Genomic DNA, 17,997 nt, shown 5'->3' with positions numbered 1-17,997 from the left:
TAGACTCGGCGGTCATGGCGGGTAAGGCAACTCCGGCGACGGCCCTGCTCACGAAGCGGCGGGTGCCGCACACCGTGCACACCTACGACCACGATCCACGGGCCGAGTCGTACGGGCTGGAGGCGGTCGAGGCGCTGGACCTGGTAGCGGCACGGGTGTTCAAGACTCTGGTCGCGGACGTCGACGGCAAGCTCACGGTCGGGGTGGTGCCGGTGACCGGACAGCTGGATCTGAAAGCGCTGGCCGCCGCCGCGGGCGGGAAGCGCGCGAAGATGGCCGATCCGGCCGCCGCGCAGCGGGCCACCGGCTACGTCCTCGGCGGGATCTCGCCACTGGGCCACCGGAGCAGGCTGCCGGTCGTCCTGGACGCAACCGCGGAGGACTTCCCGACCATCTACTGCTCGGGTGGCCGGCGCGGCCTGGAGATCGAACTGGCACCGGCCGACCTGGTCCGGCTGGCGAACGCGGTGGTGGCCCCGATCGCGGCGGCGGGCTGACCAGGTCGTCGGAGTCCGTGTGCCCTCGTCACGGCACCCACGCCCGTCAAAGCCTGAGCCCCGGCACGGACGCTCAGCCGGGCGTCCCGAGGTCGGGGCAGTTCACGCCGGGCCTTCCAGATCGAGCAGTACGGTGCGCAGGTCGTCGTTGAGGGTGTTCTGAGCGGACGGGGACAGTGCGGACAGCAGGGCGTGCTCGGCAGCCGTCTTGACACCGAACACCTCCATCGCACGCTCGTGTCCGGCCGGGGTGAGCGTGACCAGCACCGAGCGGCGGTCGGCGGGGTCGAAGTCGCGGGTCAGCCAGCCGTTGCGTTCCAGCCGGCTGACGCGGTTGGTGACCGCGCCCGAGGTCAGCTGCAGTTGCGCCATCAGGCGGCCCGCGCTGAGCCGGTGGTCCGGCGCCGCGCGGATCAGGCAGGCCAGCAGCTCCAGCTCCCACAGCTCGATGCCGTGCGGCGCGAGTTCCCGCTTGATCTCGGTTTCCAGCCGGTGGGCCAGCCTGCGCACCCGGTAGGCGAGCAGTTTGGCCTGCGCGACCTCCGGTTCGTACTCCTCGGCCAGTACCTCACTGATCCGGTCGACGTAGTCCTGCTGCCCGGCGCGCGTCACCATTTTCGCATCCTAATCGCGAGCCTGAAGATTCTTGACGCTCATTCGCCGGCCGGCACCGGCGTCGCGGCCCGGGACGAGAGCACGGCGAGGCCCAGGCCGATCAGCGCGAGCGCGGCACCGGCCAGACTCGGTGCGCCGTAACCGAAACCGACGCCGATCAGTCCGCCGCCGAGTGCCGCGCCCGCGGCGTTGGCGATGTTGAGACCGGACTGCACCGACGCGGCCGCCATGGTCGGCGCCTCCGCGGCCGCGCGAATGGTCCGCAGCTGCACCGGCGGGATGACCATCCCCGACGCCACACCGATTCCGCCGACCGTCACCAGCGCGGTGACTTCGTTGTGCGCGGTCAGCGAGAACAGCGCGAGGATCCCCGCCAGCAAGGCGAGCGAGACGTAGATCGCGGGCATCAGCGCGCGGTCGGCCAGCCGTCCGCCCAGCGAGTTGCCCACGACCGAACCGAGGCCGAACAGGGCCAGCGCGATGGTCAGGGCTACCGGCCCGGCGCCGGCCAGCTCGGTGAGTGTGGGCGTGACGTAGGAGTAGGTGGCGAAAACGCCGGCGAAGCCGAACGTCCCCACCGCGAGCGTCAGCAGCACCGGCGCACGGGTGAACGCGCGCAGCTCGGCACGCAACCGGATCGGGGTGTGCGCGCGGTCGGCCGGTACCAGTACCGCGATGCCGAGCACGGCCAGCACCCCGACCGCGCTGATCACCACGAACGTCAGCCGCCAGCTGACCGCGTTGCCGAGCGCGGTGGCGGCCGGAACGCCCACGACGTTGGCGACGGCCAGGCCGCTGAACATCATCGAGATCGCCCGCGCGTTGCGTCCCTGCTCGACCAGCCCGGCCGCGACGACGGAGCCGACGCCGAAGAAAGCACCGTGCGGCAACGCGGTCAGCACCCGCGCGGCCAGCAGCCAGCCGTAGCTGGGCGCGGCGGCGGCCGCCAGGTTGCCCACGGTGAAGACCACCATCATGGCCAGCAGCAAGTGCTTGCGCGTGAACCGCCCGGACACCGCCGTGAGCAGCGGTGCGCCGATCACGACCCCGAGGGCGTACCCGCTGATCAGGTAGCCGGCCTGCGGGATGGACACGTGCAGCCCCTGCGCGACCGTCGGCAGCACGCCCATCATGGCGAACTCGGTCGCGCCGATGCCGAACGCGCCGATGGCCAGCGCGAGCAACGCGGCGGGCATCACTTCCCCCGCACGGCGTCGGGCTGCGAGGCCGGCTCGAGCCAGGCAGCGACCGCATCTGCGAGCCCGGCAGGCGACGACGCCGCGTACGCGACGTACCCGTCCGGACGGATCAGCGCAGCCCGCACACTGTCCCAGGCAGCGCGCCTCGGACCGTCGTGCAGCGCCGCGGTACGGACCTCGACCTGCGGGGACCCGAACTTCGCCAGCGAAGCATCAGCGGTGAGGTCGAGCAGGAGGAAACGGTCCGGTCGGAGCGCGCGCAGCACGCTCCCCTTGGTCAACGGCAGATCAGGCGCCCGCGTGCCGACCAGCGCGTGGGCGCCGTCCGGGTGTGGATAGGCGACGGCGAGGCCGGACACCGCGCCGGCCAGCTGCTGGGCCACTTCGCCGCCTTGGGCGATGAAGCTGCCGAACAGGCTGCGCAACGCGGCACCGGCCGGGCTGAAGGTGTGCATCAGCGCGTCCTGCGCCTGGGTGTCGGCGACGAGCCGCTCGGCGACCGGCCGCCGTTCCGCGTCGTAGGCGGCCTCGCCGGTGATCAGCAGACCGGGTGCCCGTCCGGCCACCTCGGCGGCCAGTTTCCAGGCCAGGTTGGTGGCGTCCTGGATGCCCACGTTGAAGCCCTGCCCGCCGGCGGGCAGGTGCACGTGCCCGGCGTCGCCGGTCAGGAAGACGCGACCGGCCCGGTATGTCGTGGCGTGCCGGGCGGAATTGCTCGACCGGGACAGCCACGACGCGTCGCGCAGGCCGAAGTCACGGCCGGAGATCCCGGTCACCGAGTCGGCCAGCTCGGCGAAGGTGAGTGGTTCGGCCTGCCGGCGGCGGGCCTGCGCGGCGGTCAGCCCGACGTCGTCGGCGCGCATGCCGAAGACCCGGGTGGCCGTGTCGGTCAGCGGGATCACGCTGACCGAGCCGCGTTCCTGGTCCCACAGGTGCAAAGAGTGTTCCGGCGGGTGCGCCAGCCGCACGTCGCCGACGAAACCCACCGCGTTCGGCGTGGTGCCGGGAAACGCGATCCCGGCGGCCTTGCGCACCGCGCTGTGCGCACCGTCCGCGCCGACCACGTACCGCGCGGAGTGCCAGGTCCCGCCGGCCAGGACGCGGACCTCGTCGTCGGACTGCACGACCTCGGTCACCTCGGCGCCGTAGTGCACCGGCACCTCGCGCGCCCGCAGCAGCTCGGCGAGCGCCTGCTCGGTCCGCCACTGCGCGAGCAGCAGCACGAACGGGAACGGGGTGTCGAGGTCCTGGTAGTCCAGCAGGTCCGGCAGCGTCGCGTAATGGGTGCCGGTGACTGGTTTGCCCAGCTCCACCAGCACATCGCTGAGCCGGCAGCCGTCGCCGGTCTCGAGCACGGTGAGCACTTCGAGGGTGCGCGGGTGCATGGTCGAGCCGCGGGATTGGCGGACGGGTTCGCTGCTGCGCTCCACGACCTCCACCCGGACACCCGCCGTGTCCAGCAACGCCGCGATCGTCATCCCGACCGGTCCGGCACCCACCACGATGACGTCCATTGTCCAGTCTCCCCTGACGTATTTCTATGAACGTGAAGGTAATGAACATTAAAGCACGCCGCAAGGGTGATCATCGAGGAGGGCCGGTTCGGAGTAGTCGCGGCGGCCGCGAAAGCCGACCGGCCCGCAAGCTTTTCCGCGCACTCGGCCGACAGCGTCGACGGAGGGAACGAACGCGACTCCAGCCCTCACGACGGCCGGCGGCGGAGTTGTCCACAGGCGGCGAGGCCTGTGGACAACTCGACGTAAGGCGCTTCTACCTGCGAGAACGGCCCCTGGAGTTATCCACCGGCCGTCACAGATGCGGGCGCAGTACCCGGCCCAGCCATTCCGTCGCGGCGCGGGCCACGGCGTCCAGGTCGGCGGACAGGCTGTGGTCACCGGAGACCAGGACGATCTCGTGGTGCGGGGCGGGCTCCGGGCGTCCGAACGGATCGCGTTCGCCCTGGATCACCAGCGCCGGGGCGGTCACCGCGTCCAGCTCCGGCTGGCGGGTCTTCTCCGGGCGGCCCGGCGGATGTTCCGGGAAGGCCAGGCACAGCACGGCCACCGCCTGTCCCTCGGCGGCGGTGCGGCAGGCCACCCTGGCACCCGAAGAGCGGCCGCCGAAGACCAGCGGCAGGGCGTCGAAGTGGGCGGAGAGCTCGTCCGCCACCGTCAGCCACGCGCGGTCCAGCTGGGCGGCCGGGGCAGGGGCCCGGCGACCGGCCACGCGGTAGGGCTGTTCGACCAGCGCCACGTGCACGCCCGCGGTCTGCGCCGCGCCTGCCACGGCCACCAGGTCCTTCGCGTCGATGCCGCCACCCGCGCCGTGACCGAGCAGCAGCACCGCGCCGCCCTCCTCCGCGCAGTGCAGTTCGGCCCTGGCCGGGCCGTGGTCGGTGGCGATCTCCAGCGTGGTCATGACGACGGCAGGTCGAACAGCGAGTCGACCCGCTGGTCGTCTTCCACCCGCTGCAGCAGCTCGGGCCCGTTGTTGCGGACGTTGTTCACCCGGCTCGAGACCGGGCGCAGTTCCAGGGATTCCACGATGGACGGTGGCGTCGGCACCAGTAGCCCGTCCACTTCGGAGCGATCCGGATCGAGCCAGCCCGCCCAGGAGTCCCGCGGCACGATCAGCGGCATCCGGTGGTGCACGTCGGTGAGCTGACCGTCGGCGTCCGTGGTGATGATGGAGAATGTGATCAGCGGCTCGGCGTCCGCGTCGTCCTTGGGCCGCCAGCTCTCCCAGATCCCGCCGAACGCGATCGACGCGCCGGACGGGTCGGTCATGAAGAACGGTTCCTTCTCCTTGCCCGTGCGCCGCCACTCGAACCAGCCGTCGGCGGGCACGAGACACCGCCGCGACGCGAGCGCGCGCTTGAACGCGGGCTTTTCCTTCGCCGTCTCCGCGCGGGTGTTGATCATCCGCGAACCCACCGAGGGTTCCTTCGCCCAGAACGGCACCAGCCCCCAGCGCATGATCCGCAGCGACCGCTGCGCCGGCTCCCGCTCGAGTACCTGGCCCTCGTCGTCGCGCGGATGCCGCTGCACCACGGTGACGACGTTCTTGGTGGGCGCGACGTTGTGGTCCACCCGCGCCCTGCCCTCGGTCAGGTCGACCGCGGCGAACTCCTCGACCAGCTTCGCCGGGTCCTTCGTCGCGGCGTAACGGCCGCACATGCCAACCTCCTCGGGTGTCGCCCGCCGGTTCATCGTCGCACGCTGACGGGGCCTCCCGCGACCGGCGTGGGATCATGTGACCAGGCAGGACTACCGGGAGGACGTGGGCGGTTTGGCGCGAGGCGACTGGAAGCGGCTGGACGAATCCGACGTGCGGATCCGTCCCGGCAAGGGTTCCAGGCCCCGCAGCAAACGCAGGCCCGAGCACGCCGACGCGGTCACCGCGATGGTCGTGGGCAAGGACCGCGGCCGCTGGACGTGCGCGGTGGAGGCCGATCCGGGACGTGTCGTCACCGCCATGCGGGCCCGCGAGATGGGCCGGGTCTCGGTGGTCGTCGGCGACCAGGTCGCACTGGTCGGTGACGTGTCGGGCCGGCCGGACACGCTCGCCCGGATCGTCCGCGTCGACGAGCGCACCAGCGTGCTGCGCCGCACCGCGGACGACACCGATCCCCACGAACGCGTGGTGGTCGCCAACGCCGCACAGCTGCTCATCGTCACCTCGCTGGCCGATCCCCCGCCGCGGCCGGGGTTCATCGACCGCTGCCTCGTCGCCTGTTACGCAGGCGGGCTGGAACCCGTGCTGTGCCTGACCAAAGCGGACCTGGCGAGCCCGGACGACCTGCTCGCCGGGTACGCCGGGCTGGCCGTACCCACCGTGATCACGCGGCACGACGAGGAGCCCGAAGGCCTGGCGGAACGGCTGACGGGGCAGGTGACCGCACTCGTCGGACATTCCGGTGTCGGCAAGTCGACATTGGTCAACCGTCTGGTGCCGGACGCCGAGCTGGCCACCGGTGACGTGAGCGCGGTCGGCAAGGGGCGGCACACGTCGGTGGCGGCGGTCGCGCTGCCCCTGCCGCTGCCGGGCGGCTGGGTGATCGACACGCCGGGCGTGCGTTCGTTCGGGCTGGCCCACGTGACCGCGGACGACATCGTCCAGGCGTTCGACGAGTTCGCCGAGGCCGCCGAGGAGTGCCCGTCCCACTGCGGACACCTCGGCCCGCCCGAGGACCCGGACTGCGCGCTGGACGAGGTCGTCCTCCGGCATCCCGTGGGCGCCGAACGGCTGGCCTCCCTGCGCCGTCTGCTGGTGTCGCGGGCGGGTGGCGCGGAATCCTGACCGGCGGAGTTCCCACCCGGACGGAACCCGGCCCCGCCGAAGGACGTCCCATCACGGAGAGTCCGAAAGACCCGCAGGCCATCGATGGTTTGACCCGAACAGGCGTAACCGTCACGGTGGATCAGCGATACTGCGGGTACAGAACGGACGCAGTACCGACTCCCAGGGGGAAAGATGCGCAAGACCACGACCTTCGCCGTCGCCGCGGGTGCCGCGCTGGCGCTCGCGCTGACCGGCTGTGGTTCGAAGACCGAGAACGGCACCGCCAGCCCGGCCGGGCAGGCGCAGGACCAGTCCGGGTCCGGGTCCGGTCTGGCCGCGCCGTTCGGTGACGTGCTGAAGCTGGCCGACGCCGCCAAGCAGGGCACCGAGAAGTCGAAGTCGGCGAAGATGTCGATGAACATGTCGCTGGGCGGCCAGGCGGTCACGGCGAACGGCGCGATGACCTTCGACGGGCCGAACCCGAAGTTCACCATGACCATGGACAGTCCCCAGGGCGCCACCGACATGCGCTACCTCGACAACACGATCTACCTCAAGGTGCCGCCGGAGCAGGCCGCGCAGTACGGCACCGACAAGGCGTGGCTGAAGATCTCGCCGGACGCCGGCGACCCGCTGTCGCAGACGCTGAGCAAGTCGATGCAGCAGGCCTCGAAGCAGAGCGACCCGACGCAGATCCTCGACCAGGTCGCCAAGGCCGGGCGGATCGTCGGCTCCGACCAGACCGAGCTGAACGGCCAGCAGGTCAACCACTACCGGGTCGAGCTGGACGTCAACAAGGCGGTCGACCAGTTCACCGGCGACCTGCCCGCCGAGGTCAAGGACCAGATGACGAAGATGCTGGCGGGCAAGGACATCAAGATCCCGGCCGAGCTGTGGCTGGACAAGGACCAGCTGCCGCTGCAGGTGACCATGGACGAGACCCGGATGATGCAGGCCATGGGCGCGGGCGCACAGGGCGCGGGCAAGATCACCGTGAAGTACTCCGACTGGGGCGCCCCGGTGGACGTCACCGCCCCGCCGGCCGACCAGGTCGGCGACTTCAGCGAGATCGCGAAGCAGCTGGGCGGCGGTCACTGACCTGGTGAGCGGCTGGGCCGGTGAGGCGGTGAGCCCGCCACGCCGATGAGCCGGTGAGTTGCCGCGTCGGTGAGCCGCTGAGTCGGTGAGGCGGTGAGCTGCCACGTCGGTGAGTCGTGAAGACGGGTCCTGAGCCATCCGGTTCGGGGCCCGTTTTCCGTGCTACTGCCGGTGGTTCGCGTTCCCCCGAACGGGTTCGTCGCTCGTGCTGTGCTTGGCTGGGGCGTCTTTCCGCCGGTCAGGGAGGGGTTCTCCGGGATGCGCAGTGCGGCTGCGGCCAGTGTCGTACCGGTGGTCGCGGGCCTGGTGGCCGTGGCTTGCGCCGCCGGGTGCTCGGGTGACGGGCCGCAACGGTTCGCCGACGCGCGTGCGCTGGCCGATGCGGCCGCGGCGGCGACCGTGGCCGGGCGTACCGCGACGTTCACCACCGACGTCACGGCGGGGACTTTCGCCTCGCACGGTGAGGGCCGGGCTCGGTTCGGCCCGTCCGGCACCGCGCTGACGATGACCACCGACTACGTCGGCGAACCGCTCGAGCTGCGGCTGGTGGACCGCGCGCTGTACGCGAAGGTGCCGGACAGTGCCCGGGCGCAGGTGACCGGCGGCAGGCCATGGGTGCGGGTGTCGCCCGACGGGAACGATCCGTTCTCCCAGGTCCTCGGCGGCAGCCTGACCCAGCTGGCCGAGCAGAACGATCCGGCCCGCACGCTCGCCCAGGTGCGCGAGGCGGGAACTCTCGACTCGAGTGAGGACACCCGGCTCGGCGGCACCGCGGCCGAGCACTACCACCTCACTGTCGACCTGGCGAAACTCGGCTCCGCACTGCCCGCGGGGTTGCCCGCCGACGCCATGGCGCAGCTGGCCGGCCGCGGCACGACCGTCCCGCTCGACCTGTGGCTCGATCCGCGGGACCGGCCGGTGCAGCTAGTCCTGGACCTCTCGCCGATCCTGCGTGCCACCGGCGAGTCCGGCGGCGCCCGGATCACCGCGCGGTATGCCGGCTGGGGCACGCCGGTCACCGTCGACGCGCCGTCCGCGGCCGACGTGGGCACGCTCACTAGCGGCTGAGCCCGACGCGACGACAAGGCACTCCGCACCGGGCTGCGGCGCGCGTCCCGGCGGAATGACCGATTCCCTGGTGTGGCGCCCGGCCGGTCCGATTAAATGGGCGCGTGTCACGACGTGCAGGGCTGGGGCGGGTCGCGTTGTGGGCGACGATGGCGCTGGGGCTGTCGGTCATGTGGGTGCGCTTCGGCTCCGCAGTGGCCACGACCCTGCTGACAGTCGCCTCCGGAGCGGCCGCTCTGATCGACGTGTTCGCGGCCTGGCGCTTTCGCAACGGCCAGCGCGCGGCCAGTACCGACGAGCAGGTGACCGCGGCGGAACACGCGCTGGCCCGCGAGGTACGCAGCCAGTGGGAGGCCGAGGCGGGCCGCAGGCTGCTGCAGGACGCCGGCGACCTGACCGTGCAGTGGCGGACCGGCGCGGCCGGAGGCGACCTGCGCGAGATCGTCACCTCCTACGCCGACCGGCCGCGGCGGCTGGTGATCGCGGGGGAGCCCGGATCGGGCAAGACCGGCTTGTGCCTGCTGCTGACGCTCGAACTGCTGCAGCAGCCCGAGCCGCCCCGCGTTCCGGTGCTGCTGCAGGTCTCGTCGTGGGATCCGGCCGAAAACCTCTACACCTGGCTCATCCGCAGCATCGCCGAGCAGTACCCGTTCCTGGGCAACGAAGCCCGCTACGGCCCGACCGCGGTCCGCGACCTGGTCAAGCAGGAGCGGATCCTGCCGGTGCTGGACGCACTGGACGAGATGGTGACCGGCAACCGGGCCGACGCGCTGACCGCCGTCACGCGCGACGCGCTGCGCGGCGAACCGTACGTGCTGGCCTGCCGGACCGCCGAGTTCGAGGAGGCGAACGCGGCCGGCGTCGTACGGGACGCGGAGGTCGTGCGGCTGCTGCCGGTGCGGCCGGAGGACGCGGCCGGATACCTGCTCGACACGGCACCGGACGTCCGCCTCGACCGCTGGGAACCGCTGCTCGCCGAGCTGACCGGGGACTCCACCGGGCCGGTCGCCGAGGCACTGCGGACCCCGCTGATGCTGTTCCTCGCCCGGACGGCGTTCGCGCACCCCGGCACCGACCCCGGCGAACTGCTCCGGCTGCCCGATGTCCGCCAGGTGCAGGAGCGGCTGCTCGACCTGTTCGCCAAGCAGGTCTTCACCGAACGGCCGCCCGCGCCGTTGTCCGATACGCCGCAGCCGGCGCGCCAGTGGGACCCCGCCGACGCCGAACGGTGGCTCTCCTTCCTCGCCGGGCACAGCGGCAGGGAGATCGCCTGGTGGCGGCTGCCGGACCTGGTGCCACGGCGGGTCCTGGTCGTGCGCGCGGTGCTGATCGGCGCGGTCACCTGCACCCCGCTCGGACTGCTGCTGTTCGCGTTGTTCGGCAATCCCTGGCTCGGCGTCGTCGTCGGCTGCGGCGTCGGCGTCGGGGCCTCGGTCGCGCTCGCGCTGACCCCGCCCGACCTGCCGCGGCGGTTCGTGCCCCGGCTGCTGCGGCGGCACGACCTCGGCCGCGACCTCGGATTCGGGCTGATCGGCGCGATCGTCGGCGGGGTGGCGGTCGGCCTGCTCTTCGGCGCCGCCTACGGCCTGGTGATCGGCCTGGTCTTCGGGCTCGCGTTCGGTCTCGTCCGCCGGTTCACCGAACCCACCGAACCGGTCGAGACGGTGACCCCGATCGGCATGCTGCGCAGCGACCGCTCCGCCGTCTTCTCCGCCGCCGGGCTCGGCGGGCTGGTCGGCGTGCTCGTCGGGGCGGTGCTGGGCAGCGTGGGTGGCGCGGACACCCACGGACTGGTGCTCGAGCTGCACAACCCGGCGCTGCTCGGCCTGCTCGGCGCGGTCGTCGGCGGTGGGATCGGCGCCGGCGGGCTCGGGCTGGTCGTGCAGGCCACCAGTTCGTGGGGCCGGTTCCTCACCGCACGGATCTGGCTCGCCCGCCGCGGCAACGCACCGCTCAGGCTGATGACGTTCCTGGAGGACGCGCACCGGCTGGGGGTGCTGCGCCAGGTCGGTCCGTACTACCAGTTCCGGCACGCACTGCTGCAGGATCGGCTGGCCCTGCGGTCCGCAGCACCAGTGGCGTCCCGAGCCGCCAGTAGGACCTGACGCCCGACGGACGCACCGCGTAACGCGCGTCGGTGAACCGGACGCGGGCCGGCGAGCCCGGCGACGAGGCGGGATGAAGCGTGACGTCGCGCAGCCGCCGGTGCACCCGCTCCAGCGTCGCCGGTTCGTGCAGGAAGTCGAGCACCACGCGGGCGTCGCCTGCTCCGTGCGCCAGCAGGTCGGCGACCGCCGCCGGATCGGTGAGATCCCGGCTCCTGCCCTCGACCAGGCACCGCACGACCTCGAACTCGCCGGCCCGCAACCGGGCCGAACGGGACGCGAGCCAAGCCGGTTCGAACGCCCGCTGCTCGTGCTGAAGCACCCGTAGCGCCGCCTCCCGCACCAGCGCGTACGCGGCGAGCACCACTCCGGCCACGGTCACCGGCCAGCCACCCGGCACCAGCTGCCCGGCGACGACCAGCACCACCGAGGCAACGGCCAGGCCTACGGTCAACCGGTGGGTCCGTTCGAACGCGGGCTCGCGCACGAGGGTCAGGCCGAACCGGACCACGGCCGCGGCAGGCGGCGCCGGTGGCAGCGGCACCGGCAGGTCCGGTCTCAGTGCGCGAGGCTCGGCGGACACCACGGATTCACCATCCCCTCACGGCCCGGTTTGTCACCGGGCGCGCTCCTCCCCTACGGCGAAGAGCGTAACCGCCGCCGGGCGAGCCGCACCAGGATCCGGAACGGCCGGTAGCGGGCCGGCCAGCCGGCGCCACGGCGTTGCAGGAAGGCCCGCCACAGATCCAGGTACAGCATCGCGGCCAGCGGCTGGGCCCGGCCGTAGCAGGCGCGCAGGCGTGGGCGCAGCTCCCGCATCTCCCGGCAGAGCTGCACCAGGGTCAGCTCGCGACGGGTGGCGGCGGTGGTGATGCCCGACTGCCGGTCCACCGCCACGTCGACGTAGTCGTCGACCAACTGGAGCACGGCGCCGAGCTGACGCACGACGGCAACCTGCCGCTCGGTCAGCGCCGGATGCAGCAGTCCGCAGAAGACCACCATCGCGTGCCCGCCCTTCGCCCGCGTGATGTCGACGAGCAGCGGCGCGCTGATGGCGGGATCCTGCTGCCGGCGCGACCGGAGCTGGTGTTCGTGCAACGCCACCAGCGCGGTGTGCACGGGATCGTCCCGGTCCCGGCCGAGACGTCGTTCGAGTTCGCGGTACAGCCCGTGCAACAGCCGTTCGACGTCGTGGCGCGGCGTCACTTCCGCACCGCGGAACAGCGCGGCGACCCGGCGGTCCAGCCCATGGTCCACCGGGCCGGCACGGTCGATCAGGTCGTCGTACACCCGGGCGACCGCACCACCGAGCATGGCCAGATCCGGCCGGAACGGCACGCCCGCCATCCCAGCGTACGCGGCGAGCAGAAGGCCGAGCTTCACGCAGGCTTCACAGGCCGCGTCCGCCAGGTACTGCCTTCCACCGGTCCGCCTCAGGATCGGCGCCACCACCTGGTCGAACGCGGCGACGTACGTGCGGATGGATCGCCACACGGGCACCGGACGGACCCCGAGACCGGCCGACCGGACCAGCGCACCGACGTCCCGCCACACCCCAGAGGCCATGCCGTCGATTCGATCGGCAAACCGCGGCGGTGTCGAGCCGCCACGACGGTGGGAAACTTCCCGCCGGCTACAGCAGTTCCAGCAGGAACGGCAGCTCCTGCGGCGCGTACCAGGCCAGCTCGTGGTCCTCGGCGTCGCCGAGGGTGAATTCCGCGTCCTCGTCCCCGAGGTCCGCGGCGTCGATCACGGCCGCCGCGGCGGCGACCGCCTCCTCGGCTTCGGCGGCGTCCACGTGGACGGCGGCGAGCAGCGACATCGGGACCGGTCCGTCGAGCCGGACGACCGCGGCGTCGAGGTCCGGGCGCAGGGTCACGTTCTCCACGTCCGCGGAGATCACCACCCGGCGCGGCTCGCCCTTCTCCTCGGCGCCGATCAGGCGCAGCGACGCACGGGCCGCGTCGAGCAGGGCCGCGTACTCCAGCTCCTCGTCCGAACCACTCGCGTAGGCCTCGCGCAACGCGGGCGTGAGCGCGAACGCCGTGCCGCTGCGGGCGCGGAACTCGCCGTTCGCTTCGAAGTCCCGCAGCATCGCGATCGTGGCAGGCAGGTAGATCCTCACCAGTGCGCCCCCTTCAGTTCTTCCAGTGCTTCCTCGATCATCCCGCCGAGCAGGCGTACGTCGAAGGCGGCCTTGCGGTCGCCGTTGAGTCCGAAGTAGACGCCACCGTGGTAGGACGTGACCCCGATCGCCAGCGCCTGGGTACGCATCAGCGGCATCACGGGGAACATCTCCACCAGTCTCGCCTCCCCCGCGTACACCGGCACCTGCGGGCCCGGGGAGTTCGTGATCATCAGGTTGAAGATCCGCCCGGACAGCGATCCGCCCGCCCGCGCGCCCAGCGAGTGCAGGGTGGCCGGGGCGAACCCGCTCACCTTGAGCAGCCCGCGCGCGGCCACCGACCGGCCGGAGTCGAGGTGGGCGTCCATCGCGTGGCCGATGTGCTGCAACCGCAGCACGGGATTCGGCTCGCCGACCGGCAGGTCCACCAGATACGCGGCGACCTCGTTGCCGACCAGCGCGGGAGTGGCGTACTCGGCCGTCTCGGCGTCGTTGACCGCCATCGGCACCAGCGCGCGCAGGGTGGACGTCGGCGTGACGCTCTCGCCGCGGGAGAGCAGCCATTCCCGGAGCGCACCGGTGATCGCGGCCAGGATGACGTCGTTGACCTTGCCGCCGTGCTGCGCGCGGACCGACCGGAAATCCTCCAGCCGCGTGCGTACGACGGCGTACATCCGGCCGCCGGACACGCGCACGTTCAGCGGCCCGGACGGCGCGGGACGTACGACCGTCGCCGCGACACCACCTACCGTGTCCGCGACCTTGCCCACGGTGGCGACCGCGTCGGTGGCGGCCGCGCGAAGGTTCTCCGCCAGCTCGCCGGGCCGTTGCACGGTCTCGCTCACCGCGTCCAGCACCAGCTGGGTGCGGCTCGGTTCGCGGCGCGGGGTCCAGAGATCGTCGAACGGCTCCGGCGGCGCCGGCGTCTCGTCGAGGATGAGCTGGCCGAGGTCGATCGTGCCGATGCCGTCCACCACCGACTGGTGGGTCTTGGTCACCAGCGCCACCCGGCCGCCGGAGAGCCCCTCCACGAAGTAGGCCTCCCACAGCGGCCGCTCGGGTGCGAGCCGGCGCGACATCAGGCGCGCGACCAGGTCGAACAGCTGCTCGTCACTGCCCGGTTCGGGCAGCGCCGACCGGCGGACGTGGTAGTTGAGGTCGAAGTCGACGTCGTCCACCCACACCGGGCGGGCCAGGTGCCCCGGCACGCCGAGCACCCGCTGGCGGTAGCGCGGCAGGAACGCCAGCCGGGCCCCGACCAGTGCCAGCAGCTGCTCGTAGGTGAACCCGGAGGCCGGTCGTTCGAAGATCGCCACCCCGCCGACGTGCATCGGCGTCGTCTGGTCCTCCACGTACAGGAACGAGGCGTCCAGGGCGGACAGGCGGTCGGGCATGGGCCGATCCTTACACAGTGCGAGACTGATCGGCGTGGGTGATGACGTGGCGGTTTCCCCGAAGGACCGGTTCCTGACCGTCTACGGGCGCAAGCCCGTGCTGGAGGCGCTCGCGGACGCGGACCTGCGCGTGGACAAGGTGATCCTCGCCGACACGGCGCGCGGCCCGGCCGCGGCGGAGATCCAGCGCGCCGCGAAAGCCGCCGGGGTCGCGGTGCAGCGAGCGAGCGCGCACCGGGTGAAAGTGCTGGCCGGCAACGGAAAACAGGACCAGGGCGTGCTGGCGGACGTGGTCGCGCCGCGGATGCGTCCACTGACCGCGGCGCTGGACGACCGGCGCCCGCCGGACCGACTGCTGCTGCTCGACGGCATCACCACCCCGGCCAACGTCGGCATGATCCTGCGCACCGCGACCGCCGCCGGGCTGGCCGGGGTGATCGTGCCGCGCCGCGGCGTGGCGGCGCTCGATCCCCTGGTGGTCAAGGCCTCCGCGGGAGTGGCGTTCCGCGCGCCGGTGCTGCGCTGCGGAAGCGCGCGGGACGCGGCGGAGTCGTTGGTCGAGGCGGGGTACAGCCTCTACGCGCTGGGCGCGGCCGGCTCGACGTCGGTGTTCGAAGTGGACCTTCCCCAGCGCGCGGTCTTCGTCCTGGGCGGGGAGACGGCGGGCGTGGGTTCGGAAGTCGCGGAACTGGTGACGGAATGGGTTTCCATCCCGATGCCCGGTGACGTGGAATCGCTGAACGTCTCCGCCGCTGCCGCGGTCGTGTCGTTCGAACTGGTGCGGCGCGGGCTCAGCTGAACAGGACGGCCAGTTCCTCGAGCGTGCCCGGCACGCTCACGTGGTGGACGCCGGCGAGGCCCGCGTCCGCGGCACCGCGGACGTTGCGTTCGGAGTCGTCCACGAAAGCGCAGCTCGCAGCGGCGAGGCCGAGGCGTTCGGCGGCCACCAGGTAGATCTCGCGGCTCGGCTTGGCCACGCCGACTTCGCCGGAGAAGACCAGGGTGTCGAAATACGGGGCCAGTTGGGCTTTCGTCCCGGGGGCGGCCCCGGGAGCGTTCGACACCAGAGCGGTGCGGGTGCCCCGGACCCGGGCGGCGCGGAGGTAGTCGTAGAGCAGGTGCGCGTCCGGGTCGGTCAGGACTCCGGCGTAGTCGACGAGCAAGCCTTTCAGCACCGGGCCAGCCTATCCGCCGCCGTCGCGGGCCGGCCCGCATAGCGCACCTTGCATCCGTGTCCAGCCGGTTTCGCGGCTTTCCGCCCGATCAGGCGTGCGTTGTGGGCGTTCGCCGCGGCTGCGGGCACTGACCGGCGAGTGGCACGTCCGTGATTCAGGGGAGGAATTCATGACGGCGCACCGCCTCCGGGTACTGACGTCCGGGTCCGTACGCAGAGTCCACCGCCGCGTGGCCCGGCCGCCGGTGCGGGACCTGCCGCCCGCCGGGCACCGGGTGCTGCGGCAGGTCGAAGCGCTGAACGAACGACGGATCGCGCAGCGGCTCAAGACGATCCTCGAGGTCCTCGCCGGACGCCGGGCGCCCGCGCAGATCCGGCCGCTGGTCGACGAAGCCCTGTTCGTCCGCCTCGCCGCGCACGGTCCGTTGCCCGGCACCCGCTACCGCGTCGGCGACCTGCACGTGTGCCGTCCGTCGGAGACCGCCATCGAGGCGAGCACGACGCTGTCCACCAGCGGCCGGGTGCACGCGCTGGCAGCCCGCTTCGAACGCGGGCGCACCGGCTGGGTCTGCACGCGGTTCCACGTGCTGGCGCCACGCACCGGGCCGATCCGTCGTCCGTCCGCGGCGTGATGATCCGGGACAGCTGTCCCAGCGATCAGGTCAGCTGGTCGATACCGGTAGGCGGGACAGGCCGCGCAGCGTGGTGGTCGGGTTCCACTCGGCGGTGCCGGACAGGCGCAGCGCCGGGGTGCGCCGGGCCAGTTCGCGGAACACCACGCGGCCCTCCAGCCGGGCGAGCGGTGCGCCGAGGCAGAAGTGGATGCCCTGGCCGAACGCCAGATGGCGGGACGGATCGCGAGCCGGGTCGAACACGTCCGGCTCCGGGTGCACCGCCGGATCGCGATTGGCCGCGCCGAGCAGCACGACCACCTGGCTGCCTTCGGCGGCGGCGAACTCGCCGGCCGTGGTCGGCCGCCGGGCGATGCGCATCGTCAGCTGGACCGGCGAATCGAACCGCAGCACCTCTTCGACGGCGCGTTCGGCCAGCTCGCCGCCGTCGCCGAGGGAGGCAAAGCCCTGCCCGCCGCGCAGCAGCGCGTACCCGCCGTTGCCGATCAGGTTCGTGGTCGTCTCGTGCCCGGCGACCAGCAGCAGGGTGAGCGTGACCAGCAGTTCGCCTTCGGTGAGCTGGTCACCCTGGTCGGTCACGGTCACCAGGTCCGACAGCAGGTCCGCGCCCGGTGTCCGGCGCCGCCGGGCGGCCAGCTCACGGAAGTAGACGACGAATTCGCGGCGGGCCCGGGTCGCCTCGGCCACGGCCTCGGCGGGGAGGAGGAAATCCGGGTCCAGCGCCCGTGCCATGGCGTACGACCAGCCGGCGAACAGCGTCCGGTCGGCCAGCGGCACCCCGAGCAGTTCGGCAATCACTTCCACCGGCAGTGGGCCGGCCAGCCCCGCCATCAGGTCGCCTTCGCCGGCTTCGAGCAGCTCCGACACGAGCCGCGCCGCGATGGCCTCGATCCGCGGCTGCAGACGTTCCACGGTGCGCGGGGTGAACGCCTTCGACACCAGCCGCCGCAGCCGCGTGTGGTCGGGCGGGTTGAGCCCGAGGAACGACCGGACGACGCGTCCGTCCTCGTGCACCGGCTCGTCGGGATGCTGCCGCTCCGGCGGCAGCACCTCCGGGTCGGGATGTCCCCACGCCGGGTCCCGCAGCACCGCAGCGCTTTCCGCGGCACCACTGACCACGAAGAACCCGGGACGCAGCTCGGCGACCGGCGCGTGTTCCCGCCACTGTCGGTAACGCGGATACGGATCGGCCCGCCACCGCTGCGAGAACAACTCGGCGAACGTCTCGAAGTCCGCCCGCATCGGGCCGGTGTCCATCGTCGCCGTCCTCCCTGCCGCCCTCCCGAAAAGGCGGGCAACCCTCACCGGACGGACGCTTCGCCAATGCGCACCATCCGCCCACCCGCTCAGCACGGCTCTCGCGCCCGTCAGCGCGAAGCCCCGGCCGCGCGGCCGTCCACTGGACAGCCCTCACGACGCGACCCTTTCGTGCGGGCCGTCCAATCGGAACCACCCGCACTACGCTGCCATGCCGCGCGAGCCATGACCCGCACGCCAGCACTACGCAACCCGCCCGCGCGAAGCCGTCCGCTCGGAACCAACCCGCACACCCGTACCACGCAACCGGTTCGTGCGGGCCGTCCACCCGCACGCCAGCACTACGCAACCCCCCGCACGCTCGGGACAGCCCGCCTCTCACCACGCAACCCGACCGAGCGAAGCCGTCCGCTCGGGACAGCCCGCGCCCCTCACCACGCAAACGGTCGCGAGCCAGCACCCACACGCCAACTCCACGCAACCCGGCCGCGGCCGGCCGTCCAGCCAGAACCGCCCACACACCCGCGTCACGCAGCCAGACCGCGCGGGCCG

The 17,997-nt window shown here is 72.3% G+C and carries 17 protein-coding genes; 7 read left to right on the top strand and 10 right to left on the bottom strand.

Annotated elements, in window-relative coordinates; all coding sequences use genetic code 11:
* Nucleotides 1-14: 14 nt before the first annotated feature.
* A complete protein-coding gene (ybaK, locus tag BJY18_RS29950) occupies nt 15-497 on the top strand; it encodes a Cys-tRNA(Pro) deacylase (RefSeq protein WP_184783239.1) in 483 nt (160 codons plus the stop codon).
* A gap of 102 nt (nt 498-599) precedes the next feature.
* Here the strand turns inward: ybaK and BJY18_RS29945 are convergent, their stop codons facing one another.
* The 5 genes from BJY18_RS29945 to BJY18_RS29925 all read right to left on the bottom strand — a co-directional run bounded on the left by BJY18_RS29945 (nt 600) and on the right by BJY18_RS29925 (nt 5,487).
* The gene (locus BJY18_RS29945) at nt 600-1,112 is read right to left on the bottom strand and encodes a MarR family winged helix-turn-helix transcriptional regulator (protein ID WP_184783238.1); all 513 of its coding nucleotides are present in this window, start codon (nt 1,110-1,112) and stop codon (nt 600-602) included.
* Nucleotides 1,113-1,150: 38 nt separating this feature from the next.
* Entirely contained in the window at nt 1,151-2,308 is a 1,158-nt protein-coding gene (locus BJY18_RS29940; RefSeq protein ID WP_184783237.1) for an MFS transporter, read from the bottom strand.
* Nucleotides 2,308-3,825: an FAD-dependent monooxygenase gene (locus BJY18_RS29935; protein WP_184783236.1), complete on the bottom strand. Its 1,518-nt coding sequence runs from the start codon at nt 3,823-3,825 to the stop codon at nt 2,308-2,310. Before BJY18_RS29935 ends, BJY18_RS29940 begins: the two co-directional genes overlap by 1 nt.
* A gap of 295 nt (nt 3,826-4,120) precedes the next feature.
* A complete protein-coding gene (locus BJY18_RS29930) occupies nt 4,121-4,729 on the bottom strand; it encodes an alpha/beta hydrolase family protein (RefSeq protein WP_184783235.1) in 609 nt (202 codons plus the stop codon).
* On the bottom strand, nt 4,726-5,487 hold the full coding sequence (locus BJY18_RS29925; RefSeq protein WP_184783234.1) for an SOS response-associated peptidase: 762 nt from the start codon (nt 5,485-5,487) through the stop codon (nt 4,726-4,728). The genes BJY18_RS29930 and BJY18_RS29925 overlap by 4 nt, the downstream gene beginning before the upstream one ends.
* Before the next feature lie 112 nt (nt 5,488-5,599).
* Between BJY18_RS29925 and rsgA the strand changes: the two genes are divergently transcribed.
* The 4 genes from rsgA (at nt 5,600) to BJY18_RS29905 (ending at nt 10,863) form a co-directional block, all read left to right on the top strand.
* Nucleotides 5,600-6,610, top strand: a complete 1,011-nt coding sequence (rsgA, locus tag BJY18_RS29920; protein WP_184784933.1) for a ribosome small subunit-dependent GTPase A — start codon at nt 5,600-5,602, stop codon at nt 6,608-6,610.
* A gap of 174 nt (nt 6,611-6,784) precedes the next feature.
* Nucleotides 6,785-7,690: an SCO4651 family lipoprotein gene (locus tag BJY18_RS29915; RefSeq protein WP_184783233.1), complete on the top strand. Its 906-nt coding sequence runs from the start codon at nt 6,785-6,787 to the stop codon at nt 7,688-7,690.
* Between the two features lie 258 nt (nt 7,691-7,948).
* The gene (locus BJY18_RS29910) at nt 7,949-8,758 is read left to right on the top strand and encodes an SCO4651 family lipoprotein (protein ID WP_184783232.1); all 810 of its coding nucleotides are present in this window, start codon (nt 7,949-7,951) and stop codon (nt 8,756-8,758) included.
* A gap of 104 nt (nt 8,759-8,862) precedes the next feature.
* Entirely contained in the window at nt 8,863-10,863 is a 2,001-nt protein-coding gene (locus tag BJY18_RS29905; RefSeq protein WP_184783231.1) for an NACHT domain-containing protein, read from the top strand.
* Nucleotides 10,864-11,499: 636 nt separating this feature from the next.
* Here BJY18_RS29905 and BJY18_RS29900 read toward each other — a convergent pair.
* The 3 genes from BJY18_RS29900 to BJY18_RS29890 all read right to left on the bottom strand — a co-directional run bounded on the left by BJY18_RS29900 (nt 11,500) and on the right by BJY18_RS29890 (nt 14,382).
* Nucleotides 11,500-12,429, bottom strand: a complete 930-nt coding sequence (locus tag BJY18_RS29900; RefSeq protein ID WP_184783230.1) for a hypothetical protein — start codon at nt 12,427-12,429, stop codon at nt 11,500-11,502.
* A gap of 67 nt (nt 12,430-12,496) precedes the next feature.
* On the bottom strand, nt 12,497-12,988 hold the full coding sequence (locus tag BJY18_RS29895; protein ID WP_184783229.1) for a DUF6912 family protein: 492 nt from the start codon (nt 12,986-12,988) through the stop codon (nt 12,497-12,499).
* Nucleotides 12,985-14,382 carry a WS/DGAT/MGAT family O-acyltransferase gene (locus BJY18_RS29890; RefSeq protein WP_184783228.1) on the bottom strand — a complete coding sequence of 466 codons (1,398 nt, stop codon included), beginning with the start codon at nt 14,380-14,382 and terminating at the stop codon, nt 12,985-12,987. The genes BJY18_RS29895 and BJY18_RS29890 overlap by 4 nt, the downstream gene beginning before the upstream one ends.
* A 34-nt stretch (nt 14,383-14,416) precedes the next feature.
* Between BJY18_RS29890 and BJY18_RS29885 the strand changes: the two genes are divergently transcribed.
* Nucleotides 14,417-15,181 (top strand): TrmH family RNA methyltransferase, encoded by a 765-nt coding sequence (locus BJY18_RS29885; RefSeq protein ID WP_184783227.1) that lies wholly within the window; start codon nt 14,417-14,419, stop codon nt 15,179-15,181.
* On the opposite strand, the gene BJY18_RS29880 is transcribed toward BJY18_RS29885, so the two are convergent.
* Nucleotides 15,174-15,557, bottom strand: coding sequence for an HAD-IA family hydrolase (locus BJY18_RS29880; protein ID WP_184783226.1), 384 nt, complete (start codon nt 15,555-15,557; stop codon nt 15,174-15,176). The two genes, BJY18_RS29885 and BJY18_RS29880, sit on opposite strands and share 8 nt — an antisense overlap.
* 169 nt (nt 15,558-15,726) lie before the next feature.
* Here BJY18_RS29880 and BJY18_RS29875 point away from each other — a divergent pair, with 169 nt between their 5' ends.
* A complete protein-coding gene (locus BJY18_RS29875; protein ID WP_184783225.1) occupies nt 15,727-16,188 on the top strand; it encodes an Rv3235 family protein in 462 nt (153 codons plus the stop codon).
* Between the two features lie 30 nt (nt 16,189-16,218).
* On the opposite strand, the gene BJY18_RS29870 is transcribed toward BJY18_RS29875, so the two are convergent.
* Nucleotides 16,219-17,445: a cytochrome P450 gene (locus tag BJY18_RS29870; protein ID WP_246459018.1), complete on the bottom strand. Its 1,227-nt coding sequence runs from the start codon at nt 17,443-17,445 to the stop codon at nt 16,219-16,221.
* Between the last annotated feature and the right edge of the window lie 552 nt (nt 17,446-17,997).

It is taken from the genome of Amycolatopsis jiangsuensis (genome assembly GCF_014204865.1).
GTDB classification, from domain to species: Bacteria; Actinomycetota; Actinomycetes; order Mycobacteriales; family Pseudonocardiaceae; genus Amycolatopsis; species Amycolatopsis jiangsuensis.
This window is presented reverse-complemented; position numbering and strand designations above follow the sequence as displayed.

Coding starts and splice junctions, on each gene's coding strand:
- BJY18_RS29930 (WP_184783235.1), bottom strand. CDS start 4,729: ATGACCACGCTGGAGATCGCCACCGACCACGGCCCGGCCAGGGCCGAA.
- BJY18_RS29910 (WP_184783232.1), top strand. CDS start 7,949: ATGCGCAGTGCGGCTGCGGCCAGTGTCGTACCGGTGGTCGCGGGCCTG.
- BJY18_RS29925 (WP_184783234.1), bottom strand. CDS start 5,487: ATGTGCGGCCGTTACGCCGCGACGAAGGACCCGGCGAAGCTGGTCGAG.
- BJY18_RS29940 (WP_184783237.1), bottom strand. CDS start 2,308: ATGCCCGCCGCGTTGCTCGCGCTGGCCATCGGCGCGTTCGGCATCGGC.
- BJY18_RS29890 (WP_184783228.1), bottom strand. CDS start 14,382: ATGCCCGACCGCCTGTCCGCCCTGGACGCCTCGTTCCTGTACGTGGAG.
- BJY18_RS29875 (WP_184783225.1), top strand. CDS start 15,727: ATGACGGCGCACCGCCTCCGGGTACTGACGTCCGGGTCCGTACGCAGA.
- BJY18_RS29870 (WP_246459018.1), bottom strand. CDS start 17,445: ATGGACACCGGCCCGATGCGGGCGGACTTCGAGACGTTCGCCGAGTTG.
- BJY18_RS29935 (WP_184783236.1), bottom strand. CDS start 3,825: ATGGACGTCATCGTGGTGGGTGCCGGACCGGTCGGGATGACGATCGCG.
- BJY18_RS29945 (WP_184783238.1), bottom strand. CDS start 1,112: ATGGTGACGCGCGCCGGGCAGCAGGACTACGTCGACCGGATCAGTGAG.
- ybaK (WP_184783239.1), top strand. CDS start 15: ATGGCGGGTAAGGCAACTCCGGCGACGGCCCTGCTCACGAAGCGGCGG.
- BJY18_RS29915 (WP_184783233.1), top strand. CDS start 6,785: ATGCGCAAGACCACGACCTTCGCCGTCGCCGCGGGTGCCGCGCTGGCG.
- BJY18_RS29900 (WP_184783230.1), bottom strand. CDS start 12,429: ATGGCCTCTGGGGTGTGGCGGGACGTCGGTGCGCTGGTCCGGTCGGCC.